We start from the raw sequence: 26817 nt of genomic DNA, 5'->3' as shown, positions 1-26817 counted from the left end.
GCTGGATGCAAGCCTTAGAGCTTGTCGACGATGTCCGGCGGGAAACCGCCCGTCGCGATCGGACCCCATCCGGTGACGGTGATCCGCAGCAGCGACTTCCCCTGACGCTGCATCGCCGCGCGGTACTCGTCCCAGTCCGGGTGCTCCCCGCTGATCGCGCGGTAGTACTCGACCAGCGGCTCGAGCGCCTCGGGCAGGTCGAGCACCTCCGCCTCGCCGTCCACCTGGACCCAGGGCCCGTCGAAGTCGTCGGACAGCACGCACAGCGACACCGCCGACGTGCGACGGGCGTTGGTGACCTTGGCGCGCTGGGGATAGGTGGAGATGACGATCCGCCCCTCGCCGTCGACCCCGCAGGTGACCGGCGAGAGCTGGACGCCGGCCTCGCGCCGGCGGGTGACCAGCACCGCCTTGTGGCGCGGTCGGAGGAACTCCAGCAGGGCATCGCGGTCGACGCGGTCGACGGTGGCGGTCTTCGGCATGGCCCGACGCTACGACGGGGGTGTGACGATCGCCGTCCGACCGGTCGGTCCGCCGCGGGTGTGCTCTGATTTTCCCCATGAGGCTCCGTGTGCCAGGTCTGAAGCTCCCTCGCCGGGACGACGCCGCCCGCACGGCCGAGGCGCCCCACCCCCCGGCGCCCCACCCCACCGGCGTGACCGCCGCACCGGTGACCGACGGCGTGACCGGCGGACCCCGCACCGAGGCGCCCGCCCCGGACGAGGGCCGGGGCGCCCGGATGCAGGCCGCCTCCCGGGTCCTGGCCACCGCCTCGGCCCAGTTCCTGCTCATCACCGCCGCGGTCGTCGTCCTCGGCTACGTGCTGGGCAAGCTGTGGGTGATCCTGCTCCCGATCGTCCTGGGGCTCCTGATCGCCACGGTGCTCTGGCCGCCCACGCGGTTCCTGCGCCGGCATGGCTGGCCGCCGGCCCTGGCGGCCAGCGTGGTGGTCGTCGTCTTCCTCGGCGCGTTCGGCGGGCTCATCGCGGCCATCGCACCGTCGGTCGCCGACCAGGTCGTCGAGCTCGGGGACCAGGCCTCCGGCGGTCTCCAGGACGTCCAGGAGCGGTTGCAGGGCCCCCCGTTCAACATCGACGAGCAGCAGATCGGCGACGCCGTCGACTCGGTCATCAACAACATCCAGGGCAACGCGCAGAACATCGCCAGCTACGTGGTGTCGGGCGCCTCGGCGGTCGGCAACGGGCTGATCAACCTGCTGCTGGCGCTGCTGCTGTGCTTCTTCTTCCTCAAGGACGGCACCCGGTGGGTGCCGTGGCTGTCGGCGCAGACCGGGCCGCGGGCCGCCCGCCACGTCGCCGCGCTGTCGTACAAGACGTGGTCGACGCTGTCGGAGTTCATCCGGCAGCAGGCGCTGGTCGGCTTCATCGACGCGTTCTTCATCGGCATCGGGCTGTGGATCTTCGACGTGCCCCTGGTGCTGCCCCTCGCGGTGCTGACCTTCTTCGGCGCGTTCATCCCGATCATCGGGGCCTTCGTCGCCGGCGCGTTCGCCGTCCTCATCGCGCTGGTCGACGAGGGCCTCACGACCGCGCTGATCATCCTGGGCATCGTGCTGCTCGTGCAGCAGCTCGAGGGCAACGTGCTGCAGCCGATCATCCAGGGGCGGGGCTTCAACCTCCACGCCGGCGTGGTCATCCTGGCGGTCACCGCGGGCGGCAGCCTGGCCGGCATCACCGGGGCCTTCCTGGGCGTGCCGGTGGCCGCGCTCATCGCCGTGGTCTACCGCTACATCCGCGACGAGCTGGACGGCCGGAACCCGGAGGTGCATCCCGGCGGCACGCGCGCCCGGCTCGAGGGCGGCGAGAACGGGGCCGTGCTGACCTCCGAGCAGGCGCCACCCGACGCCGACGTCCCCACCGGACCGGCCACCTCCGGTTGAGCGGTACGGGTGGTACCGGGAATGCCGTGGCGCGCCGGGAGGCTGCAGCGAAAGTGGTTTCGACGACGGAGGTATGACCGAGTGACGCAGCGACCCGAGGACCTCGTCGAACTCCTCCCCGCAGCCGACCGCTTCCTCGCCCGCGAGGAGGCGGCCGGTGGGCCCGAGGGCCGCCGCGGGCTGGTGCTCGTGCACGACATCGCCGGGGACTTCGACGCGGCGCACGCCGGCGCGCTGGCCGGCTCGCACCTGCTGGCCGGCCTCCCGCACGAGGTCATCGCCCGCTTCGACGCTGACGCGCTGGTGGACTACCGGGCGCACCGCCCGCGGGTGACCTTCAGCGGTGACCGGTACGAGACCTTCTCCGCGCCGGAGATCCAGCTCTACGCCGTCGAGGACGACGGCGGCTCCCCGTTCCTGCTGCTGCACGGCACCGAGCCGGACTTCCAGTGGGAGCGCTTCGTCGCCGCCGTCGGCCGGCTGGTCGAGCGGCTGGGGGTGACCTCGGTGGTGGCGCTGCACGCCATCCCGATGCCCGTGCCGCACACCCGCCCGGTCACCGTCACCGCGCACGCCACCCGCCGGGCGCTCATCGAGCACTACCCGATCTACTGGGGCGAGATGAGGATCCCCGGCAGCGTGGCCTCGCTGCTGGAGATCCGGCTCGGCGAGGCCGGCGTGGACGCCCTCGGCGTGGCGGTGCACGTGCCGCACTACCTCGCCCAGGCCACCTACCCGGCGGCCTCCCTGACGCTGCTCGAGCACCTCGAGCAGCTCACCGGCCTGCACGTGCCGGTCGAGTCGCTGCGCGAGGCCGCCGAGGCCCACCGCACCGAGGTCGACGAGCAGATCGCCCGGTCGGCCGAGAACACCGCGGTGGTCGCCGCCCTCGAGCAGCAGTACGACGCGTTCACCAGTGCGCGGGAGAACAGCGACCTGCTCAGCGAGGAGGGCGCGGTCCCGACCGCGGAGGAGATCGGCGCGGAGTTCGAGCGGTTCCTGGCCGACCAGGACCGCAAGCACCCCCGTGGCGGCGAGTGACCCCGCCGCCCCGGACGACGCCCGCCTGACCGGACGGGTGCAGGCCCGCTTCGACGACCTGGTCACCGGTTCCGCGCTGGCCTTCCCGGACGCCGACCGGGTCCTGGTCGCGCGGGAGCCGGCCGACGTCGTCCCCGTGCTGGCCGAGGTGGAGCGGGCGACCGCCGCCGGGGCCTGGGCGTTCGGCTACCTGGCCTATGAGGCCGCCGCGGGGCTCGACCCGGGCGCCGCGGTGCCCGACCGCTCCCCCGGCGAGACGCTCCCCCTGGTGGTCTTCGGGCTCGCCGGGCGGGCGCAGACGGAGCCACCGATCGCTCCCCCACCCGGCCGGCGGCGGGACTACGCGGCCGGGCCGTGGCGACGCGGGTGGACCGCGGCCGGCCACCGGGACGCCGTCGCCGCCGTCCGCGCCTCGATCGCCGCCGGTGACACCTACCAGGTGAACCTGACCGTGCGGATGCACGCGCCGGTCACCGGGGACCTGGAGCAGCTCTACGCCGACCTGGCGTACGGCCAGCGCGGGTCGTGGGCGGCCTACCTCGACCTCGGCAGCCACGTCGTCGCCAGCGCCAGCCCCGAGCTGTTCTTCGACTGGACCGGCGACCGCCTGCTCACCCGGCCGATGAAGGGGACCGCCCGCCGGGGCGCCACCACCGCGGAGGACGACGAAATCCGCCGGACGCTGCTGGCCAGCGACAAGGAGCGCGCGGAGAACCTGATGATCGTCGACCTGCTGCGCAACGACCTGGGCCGCATCGCCGAGGTCGGCACCGTCGAGGTGCCCGCGCTGTTCCGGGCCGAGCGGTACGAGACGGTCTGGCAGCTCACCTCGGACGTGACGGCGCGGCCGCGGCCCGACGTGGGGCTGGTCGACGTGTTCCGAGCCCTCTTCCCCTCGGGCTCGGTGACCGGCGCGCCCAAGCACCGCACGATGCAGCTGATCCGGGAGCTGGAGGACGGCCCCCGCGGCGTCTACTGCGGGGCAATCGGCGTCGTCGCTCCCCCGGGCCAGGCCTTCCGCGCCCGGTTCAACGTGGCGATCCGGACGGTGACGGTCGAGCGGGCCACGGGCACGGCGGTCTACGGCACCGGCGGCGGCATCACCTGGTCCTCCGACGCGGACGCCGAGCACGCCGAGCTGCTGGCCAAGGCGGAGATCCTCGGCCGGCCGTACGAGGAGTTCGCCCTGCTGGAGACGATGGCCCGACTGCCCGGGGGCGCTCTGCGGAACGTCGAGGGACACCTGGCCCGGCTGGCGGGGTCGGCGGACTGGGCCGGCTTCGCCCTCGACCTCGACGAGGTCCGCCGCGAGATCGCCCGCGTCTCCGGGGACCCGGCGCCGGCCCGCGTGCGACTGGTCCTGCACCGCGACGGCCGGCTGGAGGTCGAGGTCGGACCGCCACCGGCCCCGGTGGACGGTCCCGTACGACTGGCCGTGGACCCCGAGCCGGTCGACGCCGACGACGTCTGGCTCCGGCACAAGACCACCCGGCGGGCCGTCTACACCGAGCGTGCCGCCCGGTGGCCCGACGCCGACGACGTCGTCCTGACCTCCTCGCGCGGGGAGGTGACCGAGACGACGATCGCCAACCTGGCCGTCCGGACGGGCGGCCGCTGGTGGACGCCGCCGGTGACCTCCGGGTGCCTGCCCGGCGTGGAGCGCGGCCGGCTGGTCGCCGCGGGCCGGCTGCACGAGCGCCCGCTCACGCCGCAGGACCTGGCCACCGCCGACGAGCTCGCCGTCGTCAACTCGCTGCGCGGCTGGCGCCCCGCCGTCCTCCTCTGAACGCACGACGGGCCGCGACCGGTAACCCGGTCGCGGCCCGCCCGCTCCGTGGCTGTCAGCCGACGGTGACGTGCTCGTTCGGCACGCAGTGCGTCATGTCCCTGCCGGCGACGTCCCGCGGGCCGTTCTTGCCGAGGTTGGCCGCGCGCTGCAGCTCCTCCTCCGACAGCGTCTGCGTCTGCAGCGGCTCCAGCCCCCGGACGTCGTCCGCGGTGATGCCCAGGGCGTCGCCGACCCGCTGGCCCCACTCGTCGTCGGCCATGAAGAAGTGCCACACCATCCGCTCCTGGATGTCGCGGCGGCACTGCTCGAGGGCACCGACGAGGTTGGCGACCAGCTCGTCCTTCTCCCACTGCTCGGAGAGCTGGTAGCGCTCCCCGGCCTGCTGGTAGTCGTTGGTGCGCGGGATGCGGGCGCGGGTGAGCCGGCCGGTGATCACCGGGCCCTGCTCGTCGTGCGTCGGGTACTCCGCCTCGCGCAGCCCACCGAGGACCGACGGCTCGTAGTTCACGTGCGGGTTGGTGCCCTCGGCCCGGTCCACGCCGTAGGCCATCTGCCCGTCGCGCTGGTTGGTGGCGACCTTCGCCTTCGGCTGGTTCACCGGCAGCTGCAGGTAGTTCGGGCCGATCCGGTAGCGCTGGGTGTCGGAGTAGGAGAACGTCCGGCCGACCAGCATCTTGTCGTCGGAGAAGTCCAGCCCGTCGACCAGCACGCCCGTGCCGAACGCGATCTGCTCGTTCTCGGTGAAGTTGTCCACCGGCATCCGGTCCAGCGTCATCGTGCCGACCTTGCGGACCGGGAAGAGCTCCTGCGGCCAGGTCTTGGTGTCGTCCAGCGGGTCGAAGTCGAGCTCGGGGTGCTCGTCGTCGCTCATGAGCTGGACGTAGAGGTCCCACTGCGGGTGGTCGCCCGCGGCGATGGCGTCGTGCAGGTCCTTGGTGTGCGTGCCCAGGCTCTTCGCCTGCGCGGCCGCGGCGTCCGCGGCTCCCCAGGACTTGACGCCCTCCTTCGGGTACCAGTGGTACTTGACCAGGACGGTCTCGCCCTGGGCGTTGACCCACTTGTAGGTGTTCACGCCGAAGCCCTGCATGTGCCGGTAGTTCGCCGGCGTGCCGCGGGGGCTGAAGACCAGCGAGATCATGTGCAGAGCCTCGGGGGTCTGGCTGAAGAAGTCGAACGCGCGCTCGGCGACGTTGGCCTCGAAGGTGACCGGGTCGGGCTTCTGCGAGTGGATGAAGTCGGGAAACTTGATCGCGTCGCGGATGAAGAAGACGCCCAGGTTGTTGCCGACGAGGTCCCAGTTGCCGTCCTCGGTGTAGAACTTCACGGCGAACCCGCGCGGGTCGCGGGCCGACTCCGAGGAGTCCCGGCCGCCGGCGACGGTGGAGAACCGCACGGCGACGTCGGTGCGCTTGCCCTTCTCCTGGAAGAGCTTGGCGCGGGTGTACGTCGCGATCGGCTCGTCGCCGACGGTGCCGTCGGCCTCGAAATAGCCGAACGCGGTGATCCCGCGGGCGTGCACGACGCGCTCGGGGACGCGCTCACGGTCGAAGTGGCTGAGCTTCTCGAGGAACTGGTAGTTCTCCAGGGTCGCCGGGCCACGGGCGCCCACGGTCCGCTGGTTCTGGTTGTCGTAGACCGGGTGGCCCTGGCGGGTGGTCAGGACGGGGCGGTCGGACTCGCTCGGAGCCGGGCCCTGCGATGCGACGTCGGTCATGCGGATGCTCCTCCTCGGGTTCGCATCCCACCCCACACCATTGTTTTGAACGAGTCAAATCAAGGTGACCCGGATCGCCCCCGTCCGGGGTCAGGCGAAGACGATGGTGCGCGGCCCCTCGACGATCACGCGGTCCTCGACGTGCCAGGTCACCGCCTGCGCGAGCACCTGCCGCTCGACGTAGCGGCCCACCCGGCGCATGTCCTCGACCGTGGCGCGGTGATCGACCCGGGCGACCTCCTGCTCGATGATCGGGCCCGCGTCGAGCTCCGGGGTCACGTAGTGCGCCGTGGCCCCGATGAGCTTCACCCCCCGGTCGTGCGCGGCCCGGTAGGGGTTCGCGCCGACGAACGCCGGCAGGAAGCTGTGGTGGATGTTGATCAGCCGCTCGGGGAACCGCGCGCAGAACCCCGGCGACACGATCTGCATGTACCGGGCCAGCACGACCAGGTCGACGTCGCCGATCAGCTCCAGGGCCTGCGCCTCGGCATCGGCCTTGGTCTCCGGCGTCACCGGCACGTGGTGGAACGGGATGCCCGCGGCCTTCGCCACCGGCTCGAGGTCGGTGTGGTTGGAGACGACGGCGGTGATCTCGGCGCGCAGGTCGCCGGCCCGCACCCGGTAGACCAGCTCCTGCAGCACGTGGTCGGTCCGGCTGACGAAGACGGCGACGGTCGGCCGGTGCGCGGCCTCGGTCAGCCGCCAGGTCATCCCCCACTGGCGGGCCAGCAGCTCCAGGGCGCCCTCGAGCTGCGGACGGCGCGCGGCGAGCTCGGGCAGCACGAACTCCAGGCGCAGGGTGAACGTGCCGCCGAGCGGGTCGGAGGAGTGCTGCTGGGACTCGGTGATGTTCGCGCCGACGTCGGCCAGCAGCCGCGACAGGACGGCGACGATCCCCGGCTGGTCCGGGCAGCGCACCACCAGCCGCCCGACGTCGGTGGTGCTGGGGTCGGGCGGGCCTGCGTCGGACATGGCCGTCATCGTCCCTCGCGAACCTCCGGCAACGCCGCGCGGGTGGCGCCGGCGACGTCGAACAGGTCGCCGTACTCCTCGACCCGGGCCAGGACCTGATCGGTGGTGAACCGCAACTCCGCCGGGTCCAGCGAGCCGTCCCGCACCGCGTCGACCTCGTCCCAGCCGATCGGCGTGGACACCGTCGCGCCGGCCCGGGCGCGCAGCGAGTAGGGGGCGACGGTGGTCTTGGCCGGGTTGTTCTGGCTCCAGTCGATGAGCACCTTGCCCGGGCGCAGCACCTTCTCCATCCGCCAGACGACGTCGTCCGGCGTCTCCGCGGAGAGCTCCTGGGCCAGCGCCTTCGCGTAGCGGCTCGGGTGCTCGCGGTCGGTGGGGGCCTCGATCGGCGCGTACACCTGCATGCCCTTGGAGCCCGAGGTCTTCACCACCGGGTCCAGCCCGTCGGCCTCCAGCCGCTCCCCCAGTCGCTCGGCGACGAGGCAGCACTCGTAGATGCCGGTGTCCGGCCCGGGGTCGAGGTCGAGGACGAGCAGGTCGGGCAGCTGCGGCACCCCGTCGTCGTCCACCCGCCACTGCGGGACGTGCACCTCCAGCGCGGCGAGGTTCGCCGCCCAGGCGAGGTCGGCCACGGACTCGAGCACGACCATGTCGAGGGTCTCGCGACCACGGGAGCTGCCCGGGCTGGGGATGGTCACGCTGCGCACCCACCCGGGCGCGTGCCGGGCGCTGTTCTTCTCGAAGAACGTCTGCCCCTCGACGCCGTCGGGCCACCGGGTGAAGGTGACCGGACGCCCCGCCACGTGCGGCAGCAGCACCGGGGCGATGCGCACGTAGTAGTCGATGACCTGCGCCTTGGTGAACCCGACCTCGGGGAACAGCACCTTCTCCAGGTTGGACACCGACAGCGTGCGCCCGTCGATCTCCACCCGCTGCTTCGCCGGACTCACGGCTCCCTCACCACGTCGTCGGGCTCCAGGTCCTCCCGCACACCCCGCCACGACGGGTGCCGCAACCGGTCGTCGGCCGTCCAGACCGCGTAGGCCACCTCACCGACCAGGTCCGGCTCCACCCACCGCGCGTCGCGGGTGACCTCCCGCGGCAGCGCGTTCTCGAACGGCGTCGACGCGCGGGGCGTGAGGGTGCGCTGCAGGTGCCGCAGGTCGGCGTCGCTGAAGCCGGTGCCGACGTGCCCCACGTAGACCAGCCGGCCCTCGTCGTCCGGCACCCCGACCAGCAGCGAGCCGATGGTCCCCTCGCGGCGGCCCTGCCCCGGCCGCCACCCGCCGACGACGACGGCCTGGGTGAAGAAGTTCTTGACCTTGCGCCAGTCGGGGCTGCGCACCCCCTCGCGGTAGGGGGACCCGAGCCGCTTGGCGACGACGCCCTCGAGGCCGTTCTCCTCGCTGGCGGCCCGCACGTCGGCCCCGCCGCCGCGGAACCACGGGGTCAGCACCCAGCGGTGCCCGGCCGGGGCCAGCTCGTCGAGCAGCTCGCGGCGCTCGGCGTAGGGCCGCGCCCGCAGGTCCTCGCCGTCGAGGGCAAGGAGATCGAAGACCAGGTAGGTGACCGGTGCGGCGGCCGCCATCCGCGGCACCTCCGGGCCCGTCCGGTGCATCCGGTTCTGCAGCGCGCCGAAGTCGGGGCGGCCGGCGGCGTCCATCATCACGATCTCGCCGTCGACGACGGCGTCGCGCCCGGCGAGCGAACCCGGCAGCCGGGCCACCTCCGGGTAGCGCACGGTGATGTCGGTGCCCTTGCGGGAGGAGAGGGACAGCACCCCGCCGCGCACCGTGGCCACGGCGCGCACGCCGTCCCACTTGAACTCGTAGCCCCAGCGGGCGTCCTCGTCGACCGCCGGGAGCGCCCCGGCGGTGGCCAGCATGGGCACCGGGGCGGGCGGCGGTTCCGGCGGCGCGGTGGCGTCGAGCTTGCGGATGTTCCAGCTGCCGTCGGCGAGGGGGAACAGGGCGTACCGCCCGGTCAGCCGGTGGCCGTCGAAGGTGACGATGACGTGCCGCTCGTCCCACTTCTCCGTCGCGTAGCGCCCGGCGTCCCAGATCGTCACGGCTCCCCCGCCGTACTCGCCGGCGGCGATCGTGCCGGCGAAGGAGGCGTACTCCAGCGGGTGGTCCTCGGTGGGGACGGCGAGCCGGTTGCTGCCCGGCTCCAGCGGCGGCCCCTTGGGCACCGCCCAGCTCTTCAGGACGCCGTCCCGCTCGAGCCGCAGGTCCCAGTGCACCCGCTCCCCCGTCCGGCCGCGGGGCGTGTGGTGCTCCTGGACGACGAAGGTGTCGTCGTTCCCCTCCGGCAGCGGCTGCCCCGCGGGCGGGACCGGCTCGGCGGTGCGGGCCGGGTCCCGCTTGGCGCGGTACTCGGCCAGCGGGTCGGACGACCGGCCCGGCACGTCAGGCGCTGCGGCGGGCGCGCTTGGCCGGGGGCTTGTCGGCGCCCGCGCTCGTCTTCTTCGCCGCGGTGGTCTTCGTGGCGGTGGCCTTCTTGGCAGCAGCCTTCTTGGCGGGCTTCTCCGCGGCCGCCTTCTTCGCCGGGGCGCGCTTGGCGGGGGCCTTGGTCGCCGGGGCGTCGTCCTCCGCCGTGGAGTCGTCGGCGTCGTCGTCAGCTGCTGCGCCACCCTTGGCGCGCTCGACGCTGCGGCGCAGCGCGCTCATCAGGTCGACCACCGCGGCGCCGTCGTCGGCGACCTCCGGCGGCTGGGCCACGTCCCCGCCGCTCTGCTTGGCCTCCAGCAGCGCGGTCATGGCCTCGCGGTAGTCGTCGGTGAACTGACCCGGGTCGAACTCGCTGGTCATGGAGCCGATCAGCGCCTCGGCCATCGTCAGCTCCTGCGGCCGGACGGCGATGTCCTCGTCGAGGAACGCGAAGTCGGGACGGCGGATCTCGTCGGGCCAGCGCATCGTGTGCATGACGAGGACGCCGTCGCGCACCCGCAGGACGGCGAGGGACTCCCGCTGGCGGATGGCGATCTTGGTGATGGCCACCTGGCCGGCGTTCTCGAGGGCGTCGCGGAGCAGCACGTAGGGCCGGGCGGCCGGGCCGTCGGGCTCCAGGTAGTACGACTTCTCGAACATGATCGGGTCGATCTCGTCCTGGTCGACGAACTCCAGCACCTCGATCTCGCGGCGGGTGGTCAGCGGCAGCTCGTCGAAGTCCTCGTCGGTGAGGATGACGACCTGGCCGTCGGGCAGCTCGTAGCCCTTGGCGATGTCGCTGTACTCGACCTCCTCGCCGTCGATCGAGCAGACCCGCTTGTACTTGACCCGCCCGCCGTCGGCGGCGTGCACCTGGTGGAAGCGGATGTCCTTGTCCTCGGTGGCCGAGTACAGCTTCACGCCGATGCTGACCAGCCCGAAGGACACGGCTCCGCGCCAGATCGATCGCATGCCGCCCCTTCCCGAGGGGGACCCGAGGTGGGCCCCGTGCGACCCGTTCCGGGTCAAGATCACACGATAGGTCCGCGGGGCCGGTCCCGGCAGGTCGACCGGCTCCTCGTCTCCCCCGGTCGGAGGACGTCAGGCCTCGACGCCGTCGGCCTCCGCCGACCCCTGGGACGGCGACGGCCCGCCGTTCTGGATCGCGTCGTAGACGAACTGCAGGACGTCGGAGCCGGCCACCATCGTCATCGTCAGGGCGGCCAGCCGGGTGGCCTTGGGCGCGGCGACGTAGCCGAACACGAACCCCGTGCCCACCCACTGCGCCAGGCAGAACGGGCAGGTGAGCAGCTCCCCGACCGCGTGCTTGACACCGCCGTGCTCGCGCACCTCCTCCGCGATCTCCGCGTGCCCCGACGGCCCCTCGAAGCGGACGAACGGCGCCCGCAGCGGCGCGGTCACGGGGTCCTTCGCGATCCGCCGGGCCAGCCGGAAGGTGGCCACGGTCATCAGCGCGGCGTCGCCGAACGGGATCCGCTCGGGCAGCTCGGCGCGCGAGGACCGCACCGCCGCAGCAGCCGCCGACACCAGGCCGACGTAGACGCCCATCGCGCCCAGGTCCGCGCCCAGTGGGCGGGCCTCGCCCTGGGTGTACTCGCGCTTCTGCGTGCGGGCCCACCGGCGGACCGGGGCCCCGATCCGCTGCACCTCGTCTGCGATCTCCATGGGGCGGCGCTACCCCCGCCGTCTCCCGGCGAACCCGGGGGCGCCGTGCCGCACCGCACATCAGGCATGTCGGCGGGGGTCACGGGTAGGGGCGAGCCACGACGCCGGCCCCCTGGACCGGCCCACCGTCCCCCCGGGGACGACGAGCAGCGGGTGCGCCCGCGCGACGAACGGAGACGCCCATGACCGACCCCGGCACCACCGACGGGACCACCCAGACCGAGGGCCAGACCGCCCGCGACATCTTCCCCGAGGACGACGGCATCCCCGAGGTGGCGCAGGACGACTCCCCCACCATGGAGCGCGCCGAGGACCCCCAGTTCCAGGCGCTGCCCGGGGAGAGCCCGACCGCGTCGGCCGACTTCGGCACCACCGCCGCCGAGCAGGCCGAGGGCGAGTCGCTCTCCGGCCGGCTGGCCCGCGAGATCCCCGACGACGTCCCCGACGTGCGCCCCGCCGAGGACCCGCAGCGCGCGGACGTCCAGCTCGAGCAGGACCTGAACACGACCCCGGACAGCGACTCGGGCACCAACCGCACGGCCGACGACATGGAGGCCACCGGGGACGCCGCGATCGGCGGCGAGGGCCCCGAGGAGTCCGCGGTCCACCTCACCGACGGCTGATCCCGGGGTCCGCCCCCGGACCGGCCTCTGGACGCGACACCCGCCCCGAACTGCCGGGGCGGGTTGGCGCGCGCCCTCGGCGTTGTCTACCTTTGGTCCGCGGTTGAGCAGGCAGCCGTACCGGGGACGGTTCCCACGAGGATCCGGCTCCGGCCGCGTCGACCATGCGCGGCGATCCGGCCGTCCGCGCGCTGGACGCGCAGCGGTAGATTGACCGGGCGGTGTGCCCCTGCGCCGCCGCCGAGAGGAGCACCGTCCGTGACCACTTCCGACCTGCCCGCCGAGGGGCAGCCCGACGTGTCGACCGAAGGCACCGAGGCGCCCTTCGACGACGTGATCACGCTCTCCACCTCCACCGACGAGGACGGCGTGGTGACGGTGAAGGTCGTCGGCGAGGTGGACACCTTCACCGCTCCCGTGCTGCGCTCGACGCTGGACAGCCAGCTGGAGCAGTCCCCGCGCGAGCTGGTGATCGACCTGTCCGGCGTCCAGTTCCTGGGTTCGGCCGGCCTGGCCGTGCTCGTGGAGACGCAGAAGTCCGCCCGCAGCCGTGAGGTCGCCCTGCGCCTCATCGCCACGACGCGCGCCGTCACGCGCCCGCTCGAGGTGACCGGCCTGATCGACCTCTTCACGATCGCCGACAGCACCGCCCGCTGAACGGGGGCCTCGTCCCGAGGCCGATGACGACAGGCTCCTGCTCCGCAGGGGCCTGTCGTCGTTCTACGCCGAGAGCAGCTGGCAGACGGCCTGTTCCAGCACGCGCTGCACGTCCCGGTCGGCCCGGGCCTGCTCCGCCTTCCCGAGCGCCGCGGCCACGGTCTCGCCGTGCTCGAACCGGTCCACCACCCGCGGGTCGACGTAGCTGGCCTTGCACACCGCCGGGGTGTTGCCCAGCTGCTCGCTGACCTCCTTGTAGGCAGCGCTCACGATCTTCTTCCGCGCGGTCCGCGAGCTGGCCGGCGGCGCCTCGGCCAGCTTCGCGGCCATGAGCACCGTGGCGTTCCAGGTCCGGAAGTCCTTGGCGGTGATCTCCGCGCCGCTGATCTCCTTGAGGTAGGCGTTGATCTCGCCGCTGGTGACGTCCCGCCAGGTGCCGTCCTCCACCTGGTAGGCCAGCAGCTCCTCCCCCGTGCCCTCGGGCCGCTCCACGAGCTGGCGCACCACCGTGGCCGTGGGCCGGTCGGTGAGCTCGACCTCGCGCTCGATCCCGCCCTTGGCGGTGTAGGAGAAGTAGGTCCGCTCCCCCCGCACCCGCACGTGCTCGCGGCGGAGCGTGGCCAGGCCGTAGGTGCCGTTCTCCTCCGCGTACTGCTCGCTGCCGATGCGGAAGGCGCCCAGGTCCAGCAGCCGGATCGCCGTCGCCAGCACGCGCTCGCGGTTGAGCCCGCGGGTCCGCAGCGCCGCCACCACCTCGTCGCGGACGTCGGGCAGCTGGTGGGCGATCTCCAGCACCCGCTCGTGCTTCTCCGCGTCGCGCCGGACCCGCCACTGGTCGTGGTAGCGGTACTGGCGCCGTCCCGCGGCGTCGACCCCGGTGGCCTGGATGTGGCCGTTGGGCCACGGGCAGATCCACACGTCGCGCCAGGCCGGCGGGATCGCCAGCCCGCGGATGCGGTCCAGCCGGTCGTCCTTGATCAGCGCGCCGTCGTCGTCGTAGTAGGCGAACCCCCGGCCCGCCCGGCGGCGCCGGTACCCGACTCCGTTCACGTCACTCCGCCGCAGCCTCACGGACCGAAGATGGGCACGCACGGCCGGGCGCAAACGCGGGACGGCGAGCCGTCACCCGTCAGCGCAGGTCGACCAGCCCGCCGAGGCCGCTGACCTCGAGGACGTGGCGGGTCACCCCGCGCTCGGCCGCGTGCACCACCAGCCGCCACCCCTCGTCGCGGGCGATGCGCGCCACGGCCAGCACCACGCGCACGGCGGCGCTGCTGAACAGCGTCACCGCCTCGAGGTCGAGCTCCACCCGGGCGGTCCCGCCGTGGCTGGCCTCGAGCAGCCGGATCCGTAGCTGCTCGGCGTCGGCCTCGTCCACCGGCCCGGCCGCGCGCACGACGGGGCGCTCGCCGGACCGGTCGACGACGATCGTCGTGCCCTCGGCGCCCCCGCCCGGGGCGGGCTCGTCGTCCGGGGCGTGCCGCAGCCGCACCGTGAGGGTGACCGTGGTGCCGTCCCGGTCGTCCAGCGCGACTCCGTCCACGAGCTGCCGCATGATCAGCAGCCCCCGCCCCCGGTCGCCGGGGTCGTGGTCCGGCGGCCGCCAGGTGCCGTCGTCGTGGACGGAGACGGTGAGGACGCCGTCGGCGTCGACGTGCGCGCGCACCGACATCGGCCCGGGCTCCGTCCCGCGGTAGGCGTGCTCCGCGGCGTTGGCGCAGGCCTCGCCCACGGCGGCCATGACGCCGACCCGGTCGTTCTCGTTGATCCCCAGCTCGGCGAGCCAGGCGCCGAGCCGCCGCCGGATGCCGGGGAGGGAGGCGGGGACGGCGAGCAGGTCCAGCCGGAGCGGCTGGAGGCTGGCCGCCCGCCGGTGGGCGACCAGCACGGCGACGTCGTCGGGCGAGTCCTGCGGCGGCCGCACCAGCTCGGCGATATCGACGGCAAGGGTCGACGCCGTGGCGGGGTCGCCCGCGCCGGGGCGCCCCAGCACCTCGCGGGAGGCGGCGACCAGCCGGTCGAAGGCGTGCGACCAGTCCTCACCGGCCCCGGCCAGGGCGCCGTTGGAGAACAGCACCAGCGTCGCGCCCTGCTCGAGCACGTACTCGTGCACCGGCGTCCCGGAGTCGGGGAGGCTGCCCAGGGGCGGCCGCGGCGTGACCGGCAGGAACGAGGCGGTGCCGTCGCTCCCCACGGCCAGCGGCGCGGGGTGGCCGGCGGTCGTGTACGAGAGGTGGCCGGTGGTGGAGTCCAGGACGCCGTAGAAGACCGAGGCGCCCTCGACGTCGTCCATGAGGGTGGCGAAGGCGTCCAGATCGGCGAGGACGGCCGGGGGCTCGGGGTCGCGCAGCGCCGTGGAGCGCATCGCGCCGCGCAGCCGGCTCATGGCGCCCGCCGCGGGCACGCCGTGCCCGACCGCGTCACCGACCACGAGGGCCAGCCGGCCGTCGCCGAGGGGCACCGCGTCGTACCAGTCGCCGCCGGCGGCCCGGATCGACGTCGCCTGGTGGTAGCTGCCCGCCAGTGCCAGGTCGGGGAGCATCGGGAGGAACGGCGGGAGCAACGAGGACTGCGCGGCCTCGACGGCGTGCGCGGCCGGTGCCGGCCAGGGGGCGGCGCCGTCGTGCTCGAGGATGACCAGCGCGCCGATCTCCCCGGCGACGGGCAGCGCCCGCACGACGACCGTCACCGCGGGCCCGCCCTCGCCCAGCGGGCCGCGCAGGATCTCGGCCAGGCCGGTGGCGGTCACCTCCGCCGCCACCGAGGGCAGCGGTCGGCCGTCGACCGGGGGCACCTGATCGAGCCCGCCGCCGAGCCCACGGGCGCTGGCGTTCGCCCACTCCGTCCGCCCCGAGCCGGACAGGCAGTAGATCGCCGCCGCCGCGCCCTCCAACGCCTGGAGCAGCACCGCGGCCCCGTCCGGGCCGTGTGCCTGCTGAGGGTGTGGCTGCCCGTCGCTGTCGGTGCTCATCGATCGCCAGGGAACAACAGGCCCCGGACCTCGGCAACCGCGCCGCGGCAGGCCAGGTGGCTCGTTCCGGCGGCACGTTTGTCGGCACACCGCGAGCGGGTAGCAGTCGCCGTCGGCCCTTCCGGCGCCGAGGGCCGTGCGGCCCCGCCCGGGGCCGGGGGGAAGATGGACGCCACACGGCAGACGGCCGGGCGTCAGAACGAAGGAGCAACAACGGATGGTGGACTCGAGGGGCGCCCTCGCGCAGGACGGTCGGCGCGCGGAACGGCTGGAACTGCGTGTGCCGATCACGGCCATGCAGCTGCCCGCGGTCCGGGCGATGGCCGGTGACCTCGCCATCCGCATGGACTACGACCTCGACAGCGTCGAGGACCTCCGGCTGGCCGTCGACGAGGCGTGCGCGACGCTCGCCAACATCGTCGAGGGCGACGCCCGCATGACCGTCGTCTTCGAGACGACGCGCTCCGGGCTGCACATCGAGGCCTGGGTGCCCACCGCCGAGGGCGTGGACGTGCCGCGTGACGGGTTCGGGTGGGCGGTCCTCGCCACCCTCGTGGACGCCGTCGAGGGCCGGCCGGCCACGCAGGCCGAGGTCCCGGGCGGCGACGGGTCCGGCTCGCCCGTGGCGGTGATCGCCATGGACAAGTACCTGCCGGGGCAGCGGCCTCCGGAGCTCGCGAGCGGGCAGAATCTCTCGGTGGCCCGGTGACCCGGTCTCCCGCCACTGATCCGAAGTTGACGGCCATCCCCCGCGACGGCGGGACCCCCGAGCCCCGCGAGGCTCCGGAGGAGACACCCGCGGCCGAGCTGCCCGTGACCGGGGACTCCACCGAGGAGTCCGCCGAGGACTCCGCGACGGACGAGACGCCCGCCGGGGAGGCGCCTGCCGCCGAGGACGCGGCCCCCCTCTCGGACAACCGGCGTCGCGCCCAGCGCACCGCACCGCTGTTCGCCGAGCTGGCGACCCTGGACAAGGACGACCCGCGCCGGGAGCGGCTGCGGGAGATCCTGGTCGAGGAGCACCTGCCGCTGGTCCGGCACTTCGCCCGCCGGTTCAGCAACCGTGGCGAGCCGTTCGACGACCTGCTGCAGGTCGGCACCCTGGGCCTGATCGCCGCGATCGACCGGTTCGACCCGACGCGCGGTGTGGAGTTCCTCTCCTTCGCCGTGCCGACGATCACTGGCGAGATCAAGCGGCACTTCCGCGACCAGGGCTGGTCGGTGCGGGTGCCGCGCCGGCTCCAGGAGCTGCACCTGTCGCTGAACGCGGCGGTCGGCGAGCTGGCGCAGAAGAACGGCCGGGCGCCCACGCCCAGCGAGCTGGCCGAGCACCTGGGCATCCCGCGCGAGGAGGTCCTCGAGGGGCTCGCCGTCGCCAACGCCTACCGCAGCAGCTCGCTGGACGAGCGCCTGTCCGGCGACGACGACTCCCCCACCCTGGCCGCGACGCTGGGCGAGGAGGACGCCGCGCTGGAGGGCGTGGAGTACCGGGAGTCGCTGCAGCCGCTGCTGGCCACCATCCCGGCCCGCGAGCGCCGCATCCTCATCCTGCGGTTCTTCGGCAACATGACCCAGTCGCAGATCGCCGCCGACATCGGCATCTCGCAGATGCACGTGTCGCGGCTGTTGAGCCAGACCCTGGCCAAGCTCCGCGAGGGCCTGCTCAAGGACTAGGACACCGCGGTCCTTCGGACCGCACCGCGACCAGGAGCCGTCCCCGACCTGACATGAGCCGTTCCCCATGTCCCGGTCGGGGACCCTCCGGGCCCCGCGACCGGTCCACGTCGCTCGAACCCCTCTGGCAGATCTCCTGCGGTGGCTGGCGCCCGGGGCTCTCGTGCCGGGCCGCCCGGGCGGCGAGGGTGGCCGCATGACCGTCACCACCCCGCCCGACCAGGACGCGATCGCGCACTTCGCCGCGCGCCTGCGCTACGAGACCGACCCCTCCGACGTCGCCGCCGCGCGCACGGCCGGGGCCGACCTGCTGCTGATCGACGTCCGGAGCCGCGCCGCCTGGGACCAGGGACACGTCCCGGGGGCCCGCCACCTCCCCCTGCCCGAGCTGGTCGAGCGGCTGGGCGAGCTCCCTCCGCCGAAGGACGACCCGCACCTGGTCGTCTACTGCTGGGGCCCGGGGTGCAACGGCTCGACCCGGGGCGCCCTCGCGCTGGCGCGGGCCGGCTACCGGAACGTGCAGGAGATGATCGGCGGCTTCGAGTACTGGGCGCGGGAGGGGCTGGCGGTCGGCACGGCGACCGGGCGCACCCGGCACCCGGTCGACCCGTTCACCGCTCCGGTGCCCTGATCTACTCGGTGCGGGGCTCCCCGTTCTGCGGCAGCTCGGGGGTGATCTCCGACAGCGGCGGGGGCGTCGGCACCAGCGGGGTCGAGTCGGTGATGCTGGTCAGCTCGATCTTGGCCTCGGGCTGGTCGGCGGCGCTGGGCAGCTGCGACTCGAACCAGCTGCTGGTGTCGATGCCGCCGTCGGCAGCAGCGGGGCGCCCGTCCACGGGGGCGTCGACGTCCAGCCAGCTCTTGCCGTCGCCGGCGCCGCCGAGGTTGGCCAGGCCCTCGAGCGCCTTGCTGAACTCGCTGGGGACGATCCACATCTTGTTGGCGTCGCCCTGGGCGATCTGCGGCAGCGTCTGCAGGTACTGGTAGGCCAGCAGCCCCTGGTCGGGCTTGCCGTCGTGGATCGCCTGGAAGACGGTCTCGATCGACTTCGCCTGTCCCTGCGCCTGCAGGAAGAGCGCCGCGCGCTCGCCCTCGGCCCGCAGGATCCGGCTCTGCCGCTCCGCCTCGGCTTCCAGGATCGCGGCCTGCTTGCGGCCCTCGGCCGAGAGGATGGCCGAGGCCTTCTCGCCCTCCGCGGAGGTGATGGCGGCCTGCCGGTGCCCCTCGGCGGTGAGGATGACCGCGCGCTTGTCGCGGTCGGCGCGCATCTGCTTCTCCATGGAGTCCTGGATCGAGTGCGGCGGGTCGATCGCCTTGATCTCCACCCGGGCCACCCGCAGCCCCCACGGGCCGGTCGTGCCGTCGAGCACCTCGCGCAGCTGGCTGTTGATGCCGTCGCGGCCGGTCAGCGCGCCCTCGAGGTTGAGCCCGCCGACGACGTTGCGCAGCGTCGTGGTGGTCAGCTGCTCCATGCCGGTGATGTAGTTCGCGATGCCGTACACGGCCAGCTTGGGATCGGTGACCTGGAAGTAGACGACCGTGTCGATGCCGACCTGCAGGTTGTCCGCGGTGATCACCGGCTGCGGCGGGAAGGAGACGACCTGCTCGCGCAGGTCGATGGTCGCCCGCACGCGGTCGACGAACGGCACCAGGATCGACAGCCCGGGGGTCAGCGTGCGGCTGTAGCGGCCCAGCCGCTCGACCACCTTGGCCTGCGCCTGCGGCACGATGGTCACGCTCTTGGCCAGGACCAGGACCAGCAGCAGCGCGAGGACGATCAGGGCGATGAGTGCGGGTTCCACGGGGGCCTCCTCCATCGGGGCGTTCCTGACCGACCCTTCCACGTCGGCCCGGTCCAGTCACGGGGCCTGTGGACGGTTCACTCCAGGGCGTCGCCCACGACGGCGGTGGCGCCGTCGATCTGCAGGATGCGCACCGTCTCGCCGATGCCGAAGGCCTCGCCGCGGTGCTGGGTGCGGGCCGACCACTCGTCGGCCCCCATCCGGATCCGGCCGCCGGCGGTGTCGACCGCGCGGGTGACGACGGCGGTGCGCCCGACCAGCCCGTCCACCCCGTCCAGCTGCAGCGGGGTGCTGCTCTCCAGGTGCCGCTTGGCGATCGGCCGGACGACGGCCAGCAGCGCCAGGGACACCACGATGAACGCGATCAGCTGGAAGGCGACCGCCCCGCCGGCCAGCGCCACGGCGGCACCCCCGAGCGCGCCACCGGCGAACATCAGCAGCACGAGATCGAGCGTCAGCATCTCCCCGCCGGCGAACAGGCCGGCAGCGATCAGCCAGAGCACCCAGGCAGCCATGGCCGGAGTCTGGCAGAGCAGGAGCCGGCACGCGGCGCGCCGGTCGATGACTCACCGGCCGCGGCGACGCCGTCCCTGCGCCAGATCGCGACGCACCGCGGCCAGGTGCTCCTCGAGGACGGTGGCGCTCCGCCGCCGGTCCGCCCGGAACCACAGGACCTGCACGGCGACCAGCACGCCCAGGAAGGCGACGACGGAGGCGGGGATGTACCAGTCGGCCTGCGCGCGGAAGGTCGCCTGGCTGAAGCGCCAGTCGTGCGTGTTCCTCGGCGGGAGCCACACCGTGAGCACCCACGCGCCGGCCGAGACGACGAACGCCCGGACCGGGATGCGCGCCCACCGCCAGATCCGCGGCACCATGTACAGGGCCGAGGGCGAGGCCGCGGCAGCCCCCACCAGTGCCCCCACGCCGGCGCGCTGCCACCCACCGAGCGACTCCAGCCAGGGCCCGAGGACGTCGAAGGTCGGATCGTCTGCCAGCCACACCACGGCGAACACCCCGACCACCCCGAGCAGGCCGCCCCAGTTCGTCCTCCGGCCGGGCGGCGGCGCTGCTTGCGCACGACGTCGCGCCACGCCGCCCCTCCCTGTCGCTCCCGGGAGGAGCACTCGCGCCGATCCTGCCATCGGCGCCGCCGGTCGTCGGCGACGTAGCCTCGCCCGGTGCACGACTTCCCCGCCGGCCGCCTCGCGGCGTGGGCCACCGCCTGGCTCACCGGCCGCACCTCCTACGACGAAGCCCTCGACGCCGTCACCGGCGACACCGCCCACCGGGTGAGCGGGCTCCCCGGCACCGACGGCGCCGTCCCCCTGGGCGAGGCCCTCTCCGCCCTGCGTGGTCTCGGCGAGCGCCGACTGCGCCTGGTGCTGCCCGCGCCCGGCGACGTCCGCGGGCTCCCGGCGGTGCCGGGCCTGGCCGCCGCCGCCCTGGAGGCCGGGCAGGCGGCGGTCGGCGACGCCGTGGTGCTCGTGCCCGAACCGCTCGGCCCGGAGGTCCTGCAGTGGACGGCGTTCGGGCTGGACGGCGTGCCGCCCCCGCCCCCGCCGGTCGAGGGGACGCTGCGGGCGGCGTCGGGCGCGCTGGACCTCGCCGTGAGCGGCTCCGCCCGCACCCTGGCCGAGCTCGACCTGGCGCGCTGGCACCCCGAGGTGCCGGAGCTCCTCGCGGGGCTGGCCCGGCCGACGCCGTCCCGGGGCCTGCCGCCGGACTCCGACCCGCTCGCGCTGTCCATCCTGGGCCGGGCGCTGCGCGTCGCCGCCGTCCTCGACCTGGCGATGGCCGACGCCCCGGGTGGGGCGGTGAACCAGGCCCAGGCGGCCCGGCGCGACGCCGTCCTCCGGCCGCTCTCGGCAGCCGTGCGCGAGGCGGTGACGGCGGCCTACAACGCGCTGCCGCGCTGACCCCGGACCCGGTGCTGCATGGTCATGCAGAGTCGTGAATACTTGTGCTCGTGTCCAAGGTCCTCACGTCCCTCCCGGTCGGCGAACGCGTCGGCATCGCGTTCTCCGGCGGCCTCGACACGTCGGTCGCCGTGGCGTGGATGCGCGACAAAGGCGCCGTCCCGTGCACCTACACCGCCGACATCGGCCAGTACGACGAGCCCGACATCGACTCGGTCCCCGGCCGCGCCGCCGCCTACGGTGCCGAGCTGGCGCGCCTGGTCGACTGCCGGGCCGCGCTGGTCGAGGAGGGGCTGGCCGCACTGACCTGCGGCGCCTTCCACATCCGCTCCGGCGGGCGCAGCTACTTCAACACCACCCCGCTGGGCCGCGCGGTCACCGGCACGCTGCTGGTGCGCGCCATGCTCGAGGACGACGTCCAGATCTGGGGCGACGGCTCGACCTACAAGGGCAACGACATCGAGCGGTTCTACCGCTACGGCCTGCTGGCCAACCCGGGGCTGCGGATCTACAAGCCGTGGCTGGACGCCGACTTCGTCACCGAGCTCGGCGGGCGCAAGGAGATGTCGGAGTGGCTGGTCGCCCACGGCCTCCCCTACCGCGACAGCGCCGAGAAGGCCTACTCCACCGACGCCAACATCTGGGGCGCCACCCACGAGGCCAAGACGCTCGAGCACCTGGACACCGGCATCGAGAGCGTCGAGCCGATCATGGGCGTCCGCTTCTGGGACCCCGCGGTGGAGATCGAGCCGGAGACGGTGACCATCGGCTTCGAGCAGGGCCGGCCGGTCACCATCGACGGCAAGCCGTTCGCCTCCGCCGTCGACCTGGTGATGGCGGCCAACGCCATCGGCGGCCGGCACGGACTGGGCATGTCCGACCAGATCGAGAACCGGATTATCGAGGCCAAGAGCCGCGGCATCTACGAGGCGCCGGGCATGGCGCTGCTGCACATCGCCTACGAGCGGCTGGTCAACGCGATCCACAACGAGGACACCCTGGCGACCTACCACTCCGAGGGACGTCGCCTGGGCCGGCTGATGTACGAGGGCCGCTGGCTGGACCCCCAGGCGCTGATGCTCCGGGAGTCGCTGCAGCGCTGGGTCGGCATGGCCGTGTCCGGCGAGGTGACGATCCGGCTGCGGCGCGGGGAGGACTACTCGGTCCTCGACACGACCGGCCCCTCGTTCAGCTACCACCCGGACAAGCTGTCGATGGAGCGCACCTCGGACTCCGCGTTCGGGCCGGTCGACCGGATCGGCCAGCTGACCATGCGCAACCTGGACATCGCCGACTCCCGGGCCCGCCTCGAGCAGTACGCCCGGATCGGGATGGTCGGGGGCTCGGTGCAGGCCGCGATCGGGGCCGCGCAGGCGGCGTCCACCGGTCTCATCGACGCCTCGGTCCAGGGTGGTGCCGAGGCGATCGCCAGCCGCGGCCGGGTGTCCGAGCACGACGAGCTGCTCGACCGCGCGGCGATGGAGTCCGGCACCGACTGACGCCGACGCCCGAGGAACGCCACTTCCCGGGCGTTCCTCGTGCTCTGCGGGTCCTGCAGAACCCGCAGAGCACGAAGAACGCCCGCAGAGCAAGGGCGAACGGCGCGCCTCAGCTGGTGGGACGCGGGCGCGGGGGCACGAAGCAGCAGTTCGCCGGGCAGTTGGTGCCCAGCCTCGGCTCTCCCCCGGCGCGACGCTCGGCCAGCAGCTCGACCAGCGAGCCGACGAAGGCCGGGTGGGTACCCGCCGTCGCGGCGCGGGCGAAGGCCAGCCCCAGCTCCTCGGCGGTCTCCTTGGCCTCGTTGTCGAGGTCCCAGATCACCTCGAGGTGGTCGCTGACGAAGCCGACCGGGAAGAGGACCACGGCCTTCTCCCCCGCCTCGGCGAGCGCCCGCAGGTGGTCGTTGACGTCCGGCTCCAGCCACGGCACCGACGGCGGGCCGCTGCGGCTCTGCCACACCAGGTCGACCGGGCGCCCGGGCGCGACGCGGTCGACCACGATGCGCGCAGCGGCCTCCAGCTCGGCCTCGTAGGCGTGCCCGTCCGGCCCGGCGACGGCGGCCATGACGTCGGGGATGCTGTGCGCGGTCGCGACCAGCCGGGCGCCGTCCCGGACGCCGTCGGGGAGCCCGTCCAGCGCGGCGGCCAGCGCGTCGGCGTTGGCGCGCACGAAGCCCTCGGCGTCGAAGTAGTGCGGCAGCTTCTCCGCCGTCGGACCGCCGGGCGCCGCGGCGTCCCCGGTCATCGCGGCGCGGGCCCGGGCGACGTCCTCGTGGTACTGCCGGCACCCGGAGAACGAGGCGTAGGCCGACGTCGCCAGGACGTAGACGTGCTCGATGCCGTCGTCGGCCATCTGCTGCCAGACGTCCTCGACGTAGGGCGCCCAGTTGCGGTTGCCCCAGTAGACCGGCAGGTCGATGCCGGCGGACCGCAGCCCGTCCTCCAGCGCGGCGAGCAGCGCCTTGTTCTGGTCGTTGATCGGGCTGACGCCGCCGAAGTGGTGGTAGTGCTCGGCGACCTCCTCCAGCCGCTCGCGCGGGATGCCACGGCCGCGGGTGACGTTCTCGAGGAACGGCATCACGTCGTCGTGGCCCTCGGGGCCGCCGAACGAGAGGAGCAGCAGCGCCTCGCGGCGGCCGGCCGGGGCGGGGGCGGACGACGGCTCGACGCCGCCGTTGTTGCGGGCGGCCAGCGAGGGGTCCTCGTCGGGGCGCTGACCGGCAGGGGTGATGTCGACGATGGCGCGGGGCACGAGCTTCTTTCCTGTTGCGGAGCGGTGCTGGATGCGAGGGTCGGGGACGTCACACGCCGACGGCGTGGAAGCCCCCGTCGACGTGGACGATCTCGCCGGTGGTGGCGGGGAACCAGTCGGACAGCAGCGCGACGACGGCCTTGCCCGCGGGGGCGGTGTCGGTGACCGACCAGCCCAGCGGCGCCCGGCCCTCCCAGGCCTCCTCGAACTGGGCGCTGCCAGGGATCGACTTCATGGCCATGCTGCGGAGCGGGCCGGCGGCGACGATGTTGGACCGCACGCCCTGCGGCCCGAGCTCGCGGGCGACGTACCGGCTGGTCGACTCCAGGGCCGCCTTGGCCGCGCCCATCCAGCCGTAGACCGGCCAGGCGACGGAGGCGTCGAAGGTCAGGCCCACGACCGAGGAGGGGTTCGCGAGCAGCGGCCGGCAGGCCTGGGTGAGCGAGGCGTAGGACCAGGCCGACACCTGGAAGGCGGTGGCGGCGTGCTCCCAGGCGACCTCGGGGAAGCCCTCGCCCATCGCCTCCTGCGGCGCGAAGCCGATGGAGTGCACGACGCCGTCGAGGCGATCGACACCCAGCTCGCGGAGCCGGTCGGCCAGCGAGGAGAGGTGGTCGGGGTCGGTCACGTCGAGCTCGACGACGGCCGCCTCCTGCGGCAACCGCTTGGCGATCCGCTGGCACAGCGACAGCGCCCGCCCGAAGTTCGACAGGACGACGGTGGCGCCCTGCTCCTGGGCGATGCGCGCAGTCGCGAACGCGATCGACGCCTCGGTCAGGACGCCGGTGACGAGCACCTTCTTACCGTCGAGAATCCCGCTCATCAGTGACCCATCCCCAGTCCGCCGTCGACCGGGACGACCGCCCCGGTGATGTAGCCCGCCGCGTCGGAGGCCAGGAAGCGCACGACGCCGGCCACCTCCTCCGCCGAGGCGTACCGCCCCAGCGGCACCTGCCCCAGGATCTCCTGCTGCCGGGCCTCGGGCAGCGCCGCGGTCATGTCCGTGGTGACGAACCCGGGGGCGACCACGTTGGCCGTGATGTTGCGGCTCCCCAGCTCCCGGGCGATCGAGCGCGCGAGGCCGACCAGGCCGGACTTGGACGCCGCGTAGTTGGTCTGGCCGGCCGAGCCGAGCAGGCCGACGACGGAGCTCACGAAGATCATCCGGCCGGAGCGGGCGCGGACCATCTTGGCAGTGGCCCGCTTGGCCACCCGGTAGGCCGCGGTGAGGTTGGCGTCGACGACGTCGGCGAAGTCCTCCTCCTTCATCCGCATGAGCAGCCCGTCCCGGGTGATGCCGGCGTTGCTCACCAGCACCTCGACCGGGCCCTGGTGCGCCTCGATCTCGGAGAAGGCGCGGTCGACGTCCTCGCTGCTGGTGACGTCGCACTGCACGCCGAACAGCCCGTCGGGTGCGCCGCTGCCGCGGTGGGTGACGGCCACGGCGTCGCCCTGCTCGGCGAAGGACCGGGCGATCGCCAGGCCGATGCCTCGGTTGCCGCCGGTCACCAGCACCGATCTGCCCACGTGCACTCCCCTGCCGACGACGCCGCTGTCCTGCGTCGAACCTATCCCGTGGCTCCGCGCCGCACTCCCTACCGGCGGGTACCGCCCGGGGCGTCGGCACCGCGCCTGTCGCGCCGCAGCCAGCCGCCGCCGTACAGCGCCCACAGCACGAGCAGCGGCTGGAAGAACAGCCGGACCAGGCGCGCGCGGTCGGTGTCCAGGCCGAACGCGTCGGTGCCCTCCAGGTACTGCGCGACGTTGCCGGGGAAGATGGCGACGAAGAACGCAGCCAGCAGCCCGCCGATCAGCCGCTTCCGCCCGGGCAGCACGACGAAGGCGGCCCCCAGCGCGATCTCCACGACGCCGGAGCCGAGCACCGTGAGGCCCTCGTCCACGGGGAACCACGCGGGCACCTGCGCCCGGAACTCCTGCCGCTGGGTGGTCAGGTGCAGCACGCCCGCCCCCACCATGGCTGCGCCGAGCAGCAGCCGGGCAGCGGTGCGGGCCGGGGCGCTCATGGCCGCAGCCTAGGGACGCCGGTCGGCGGGCACCGGGCGCGCGTTGACACGGCCGTCGTCCCGCCCGTAGACAGCCCAGATGGCATCCGAGGACCCGCACCGCGTAGCGCTGGAGGTGGCCGACGGCGTCGCGACCGTCCGGCTCGACCGCCCCGACAAGATGAACGCCCTGGACACGCCGATGTTCGAGGCGATCGTCGCCACCGGGCGCGAGCTGATGGAGCGGGACGACGTTGGCGCGGTGGTGCTCACCGGCGCGGGGCGCGCGTTCTGCGCCGGCCTGGACTTCAGCGGGTTCGCGGCGATGGCCGAGCAGAGCGGGCCGCGCCAGGTCACACCGCGGGAGCCGCTCGGGGCGGCCGGGGCGCTGGCCCAGCAGGCCGTGCACGTGTGGTCGCTGGTGCCCGCACCGGTGATCGCCGCGGTGCACGGGTACGCGTTCGGCGGCGGGCTGCAGATCGCCCTGGGTGCCAACATCCGGCTGGTCGCCCCCGACGCGCAGCTGTCGCTGATGGAGATCCAGTGGGGCATCTGCCCCGACATGTGCGGCACCCAGCTGCTGCCCGAGCTCGTCGGCCGCGACGTCGCCAAGGAGCTCGCGCTGACCGGGCGCCGGGTGTCGGGCACCGAGGCGGTCCGGCTGGGGCTGGCCACCCGCGAGGAGGCCGATCCGCTGGCTGCCGCGCTGGCACTGGCCGCCGAGATCGCCGGGCACAGCCGCACCGCCACCCGGGCGGTCAAGCGGCTCGTCGATCTCGCCGGGCGGGTGCCGCTCGCCGAGGGCCTCGCCGCCGAGCAGCGCGAGATCGGGCAACTCATCGGCTCGCCCGAGCAGGCCGCCGTCGTCCGGGCCCGCCTCGGCGGCTGA

At 73.8% G+C, this 26817-nt stretch carries 27 protein-coding genes; 11 read left to right on the top strand and 16 right to left on the bottom strand.

Annotated features, from left to right (window positions below; translation table 11 throughout):
- Positions 1–14: 14 nt before the first annotated feature.
- A complete protein-coding gene (locus tag DQ239_RS00505) occupies positions 15–482 on the bottom strand; it encodes a PPOX class F420-dependent oxidoreductase (protein ID WP_113832313.1) in 468 nt (155 codons plus the stop codon).
- 173 nt (positions 483–655) lie between these two features.
- Here DQ239_RS00505 and DQ239_RS00500 point away from each other — a divergent pair, with 173 nt between their 5' ends.
- The 3 genes from DQ239_RS00500 to pabB all read left to right on the top strand — a co-directional run bounded on the left by DQ239_RS00500 (position 656) and on the right by pabB (position 4727).
- Positions 656–1900, top strand: coding sequence for an AI-2E family transporter (locus tag DQ239_RS00500; protein WP_233488591.1), 1245 nt, complete (start codon positions 656–658; stop codon positions 1898–1900).
- Between the two features lie 81 nt (positions 1901–1981).
- On the top strand, positions 1982–2941 hold the full coding sequence (locus DQ239_RS00495) for a PAC2 family protein (protein WP_199582424.1): 960 nt from the start codon (positions 1982–1984) through the stop codon (positions 2939–2941).
- Positions 2928–4727 (top strand): aminodeoxychorismate synthase component I, encoded by a 1800-nt coding sequence (gene pabB, locus DQ239_RS00490; protein ID WP_233488589.1) that lies wholly within the window; start codon positions 2928–2930, stop codon positions 4725–4727. Before DQ239_RS00495 ends, pabB begins: the two co-directional genes overlap by 14 nt.
- Before the next feature lie 55 nt (positions 4728–4782).
- Here the strand turns inward: pabB and DQ239_RS00485 are convergent, their stop codons facing one another.
- The 6 genes from DQ239_RS00485 to DQ239_RS00460 all read right to left on the bottom strand — a co-directional run bounded on the left by DQ239_RS00485 (position 4783) and on the right by DQ239_RS00460 (position 11531).
- On the bottom strand, positions 4783–6444 hold the full coding sequence (locus DQ239_RS00485; RefSeq protein ID WP_113832310.1) for a catalase: 1662 nt from the start codon (positions 6442–6444) through the stop codon (positions 4783–4785).
- A gap of 90 nt (positions 6445–6534) precedes the next feature.
- Positions 6535–7416, bottom strand: a complete 882-nt coding sequence (purU, locus tag DQ239_RS00480; RefSeq protein ID WP_113832309.1) for a formyltetrahydrofolate deformylase — start codon at positions 7414–7416, stop codon at positions 6535–6537.
- Positions 7417–7421: 5 nt separating this feature from the next.
- Complete coding sequence (gene ligD, locus DQ239_RS00475; protein WP_233488588.1) at positions 7422–8366, bottom strand: non-homologous end-joining DNA ligase; 945 nt, start codon at positions 8364–8366, stop codon at positions 7422–7424.
- A complete protein-coding gene (gene ligD / locus DQ239_RS00470; RefSeq protein WP_113832308.1) occupies positions 8363–9823 on the bottom strand; it encodes a non-homologous end-joining DNA ligase in 1461 nt (486 codons plus the stop codon). Before ligD (DQ239_RS00470) ends, ligD (DQ239_RS00475) begins: the two co-directional genes overlap by 4 nt.
- A gap of 1 nt (position 9824) precedes the next feature.
- Complete coding sequence (locus tag DQ239_RS00465) at positions 9825–10817, bottom strand: Ku protein (protein WP_113832307.1); 993 nt, start codon at positions 10815–10817, stop codon at positions 9825–9827.
- A 129-nt stretch (positions 10818–10946) separates the two neighbouring features.
- Positions 10947–11531 carry a DUF1360 domain-containing protein gene (locus tag DQ239_RS00460; RefSeq protein ID WP_113832306.1) on the bottom strand — a complete coding sequence of 195 codons (585 nt, stop codon included), beginning with the start codon at positions 11529–11531 and terminating at the stop codon, positions 10947–10949.
- A gap of 182 nt (positions 11532–11713) precedes the next feature.
- On the opposite strand from DQ239_RS00460, the gene DQ239_RS00455 reads away from it, so the two are divergent.
- Entirely contained in the window at positions 11714–12154 is a 441-nt protein-coding gene (locus DQ239_RS00455) for a hypothetical protein (protein ID WP_113832305.1), read from the top strand.
- Positions 12155–12412: 258 nt separating this feature from the next.
- Positions 12413–12811 carry an STAS domain-containing protein gene (locus DQ239_RS00450; RefSeq protein WP_113832304.1) on the top strand — a complete coding sequence of 133 codons (399 nt, stop codon included), beginning with the start codon at positions 12413–12415 and terminating at the stop codon, positions 12809–12811.
- A 63-nt stretch (positions 12812–12874) separates the two neighbouring features.
- Here DQ239_RS00450 and DQ239_RS00445 read toward each other — a convergent pair whose 3' ends face one another.
- Entirely contained in the window at positions 12875–13861 is a 987-nt protein-coding gene (locus DQ239_RS00445; RefSeq protein ID WP_113832303.1) for a DNA topoisomerase IB, read from the bottom strand.
- Between the two features lie 79 nt (positions 13862–13940).
- Positions 13941–15782: a SpoIIE family protein phosphatase gene (locus DQ239_RS00440; protein WP_233488587.1), complete on the bottom strand. Its 1842-nt coding sequence runs from the start codon at positions 15780–15782 to the stop codon at positions 13941–13943.
- A 217-nt stretch (positions 15783–15999) separates the two neighbouring features.
- Between DQ239_RS00440 and DQ239_RS00435 the strand changes: the two genes are divergently transcribed.
- The 3 genes from DQ239_RS00435 to DQ239_RS00425 all read left to right on the top strand — a co-directional run bounded on the left by DQ239_RS00435 (position 16000) and on the right by DQ239_RS00425 (position 18087).
- Positions 16000–16491 carry an ATP-binding protein gene (locus DQ239_RS00435; protein ID WP_113832302.1) on the top strand — a complete coding sequence of 164 codons (492 nt, stop codon included), beginning with the start codon at positions 16000–16002 and terminating at the stop codon, positions 16489–16491.
- Positions 16488–17456 (top strand): RNA polymerase sigma factor SigF, encoded by a 969-nt coding sequence (locus tag DQ239_RS00430; RefSeq protein ID WP_233488586.1) that lies wholly within the window; start codon positions 16488–16490, stop codon positions 17454–17456. The genes DQ239_RS00435 and DQ239_RS00430 overlap by 4 nt, the downstream gene beginning before the upstream one ends.
- A 196-nt stretch (positions 17457–17652) precedes the next feature.
- The gene (locus DQ239_RS00425) at positions 17653–18087 is read left to right on the top strand and encodes a rhodanese-like domain-containing protein (RefSeq protein WP_113832650.1); all 435 of its coding nucleotides are present in this window, start codon (positions 17653–17655) and stop codon (positions 18085–18087) included.
- Between the two features lies 1 nt (position 18088).
- Here the strand turns inward: DQ239_RS00425 and DQ239_RS00420 are convergent, their stop codons facing one another.
- The 3 genes from DQ239_RS00420 to DQ239_RS00410 all read right to left on the bottom strand — a co-directional run bounded on the left by DQ239_RS00420 (position 18089) and on the right by DQ239_RS00410 (position 20349).
- Positions 18089–19258 carry an SPFH domain-containing protein gene (locus DQ239_RS00420; RefSeq protein WP_113832651.1) on the bottom strand — a complete coding sequence of 390 codons (1170 nt, stop codon included), beginning with the start codon at positions 19256–19258 and terminating at the stop codon, positions 18089–18091.
- A gap of 77 nt (positions 19259–19335) precedes the next feature.
- The gene (locus DQ239_RS00415) at positions 19336–19773 is read right to left on the bottom strand and encodes an NfeD family protein (protein WP_113832301.1); all 438 of its coding nucleotides are present in this window, start codon (positions 19771–19773) and stop codon (positions 19336–19338) included.
- A gap of 51 nt (positions 19774–19824) precedes the next feature.
- Entirely contained in the window at positions 19825–20349 is a 525-nt protein-coding gene (locus tag DQ239_RS00410; protein ID WP_147251930.1) for a hypothetical protein, read from the bottom strand.
- A gap of 87 nt (positions 20350–20436) precedes the next feature.
- Between DQ239_RS00410 and DQ239_RS00405 the strand changes: the two genes are divergently transcribed.
- Both DQ239_RS00405 and argG read left to right on the top strand, forming a co-directional pair.
- Positions 20437–21174: a hypothetical protein gene (locus DQ239_RS00405; RefSeq protein ID WP_113832299.1), complete on the top strand. Its 738-nt coding sequence runs from the start codon at positions 20437–20439 to the stop codon at positions 21172–21174.
- Positions 21175–21224: 50 nt separating this feature from the next.
- Positions 21225–22673, top strand: a complete 1449-nt coding sequence (argG, locus tag DQ239_RS00400) for an argininosuccinate synthase (RefSeq protein ID WP_113832649.1) — start codon at positions 21225–21227, stop codon at positions 22671–22673.
- A 109-nt stretch (positions 22674–22782) separates the two neighbouring features.
- Here the strand turns inward: argG and DQ239_RS00395 are convergent, their stop codons facing one another.
- From DQ239_RS00395 to DQ239_RS00380, 4 genes are all read right to left on the bottom strand, one after another.
- Entirely contained in the window at positions 22783–23925 is a 1143-nt protein-coding gene (locus DQ239_RS00395; RefSeq protein ID WP_113832298.1) for a ferrochelatase, read from the bottom strand.
- Positions 23926–23974: 49 nt separating this feature from the next.
- Positions 23975–24748 (bottom strand): enoyl-ACP reductase FabI, encoded by a 774-nt coding sequence (fabI, locus tag DQ239_RS00390; RefSeq protein ID WP_113832297.1) that lies wholly within the window; start codon positions 24746–24748, stop codon positions 23975–23977.
- Positions 24748–25452 (bottom strand): beta-ketoacyl-ACP reductase, encoded by a 705-nt coding sequence (locus tag DQ239_RS00385; protein ID WP_113832648.1) that lies wholly within the window; start codon positions 25450–25452, stop codon positions 24748–24750. The genes fabI and DQ239_RS00385 overlap by 1 nt, the downstream gene beginning before the upstream one ends.
- A 68-nt stretch (positions 25453–25520) precedes the next feature.
- Positions 25521–25949: a hypothetical protein gene (locus tag DQ239_RS00380; RefSeq protein WP_113832296.1), complete on the bottom strand. Its 429-nt coding sequence runs from the start codon at positions 25947–25949 to the stop codon at positions 25521–25523.
- A 79-nt stretch (positions 25950–26028) separates the two neighbouring features.
- Between DQ239_RS00380 and DQ239_RS00375 the strand changes: the two genes are divergently transcribed.
- The gene (locus tag DQ239_RS00375; RefSeq protein ID WP_113832295.1) at positions 26029–26817 is read left to right on the top strand and encodes a crotonase/enoyl-CoA hydratase family protein; all 789 of its coding nucleotides are present in this window, start codon (positions 26029–26031) and stop codon (positions 26815–26817) included.

This window comes from Blastococcus sp. TF02-09, assembly GCF_003319105.1.
GTDB lineage: Bacteria > Actinomycetota > Actinomycetes > Mycobacteriales > Geodermatophilaceae > Blastococcus.
This window is presented reverse-complemented; position numbering and strand designations above follow the sequence as displayed.

Bases quoted from the DNA above. Each gene is read 5' to 3' on its own strand.
- DQ239_RS00455 (WP_113832305.1), top strand. From the start codon at position 11,714: ATGACCGACCCCGGCACCACCGACGGGACCACCCAGACCGAGGGCCAG.
- purU (WP_113832309.1), bottom strand. From the start codon at position 7,416: ATGTCCGACGCAGGCCCGCCCGACCCCAGCACCACCGACGTCGGGCGG.
- DQ239_RS00505 (WP_113832313.1), bottom strand. From the start codon at position 482: ATGCCGAAGACCGCCACCGTCGACCGCGTCGACCGCGATGCCCTGCTG.
- DQ239_RS00465 (WP_113832307.1), bottom strand. From the start codon at position 10,817: ATGCGATCGATCTGGCGCGGAGCCGTGTCCTTCGGGCTGGTCAGCATC.
- DQ239_RS00460 (WP_113832306.1), bottom strand. From the start codon at position 11,531: ATGGAGATCGCAGACGAGGTGCAGCGGATCGGGGCCCCGGTCCGCCGG.
- DQ239_RS00425 (WP_113832650.1), top strand. From the start codon at position 17,653: ATGACCGTCACCACCCCGCCCGACCAGGACGCGATCGCGCACTTCGCC.
- DQ239_RS00375 (WP_113832295.1), top strand. From the start codon at position 26,029: ATGGCATCCGAGGACCCGCACCGCGTAGCGCTGGAGGTGGCCGACGGC.
- DQ239_RS00485 (WP_113832310.1), bottom strand. From the start codon at position 6,444: ATGACCGACGTCGCATCGCAGGGCCCGGCTCCGAGCGAGTCCGACCGC.
- DQ239_RS00435 (WP_113832302.1), top strand. From the start codon at position 16,000: ATGGTGGACTCGAGGGGCGCCCTCGCGCAGGACGGTCGGCGCGCGGAA.
- DQ239_RS00415 (WP_113832301.1), bottom strand. From the start codon at position 19,773: ATGGCTGCCTGGGTGCTCTGGCTGATCGCTGCCGGCCTGTTCGCCGGC.
- DQ239_RS00440 (WP_233488587.1), bottom strand. From the start codon at position 15,782: ATGAGCACCGACAGCGACGGGCAGCCACACCCTCAGCAGGCACACGGC.
- fabI (WP_113832297.1), bottom strand. From the start codon at position 24,748: ATGAGCGGGATTCTCGACGGTAAGAAGGTGCTCGTCACCGGCGTCCTG.
- DQ239_RS00380 (WP_113832296.1), bottom strand. From the start codon at position 25,949: ATGAGCGCCCCGGCCCGCACCGCTGCCCGGCTGCTGCTCGGCGCAGCC.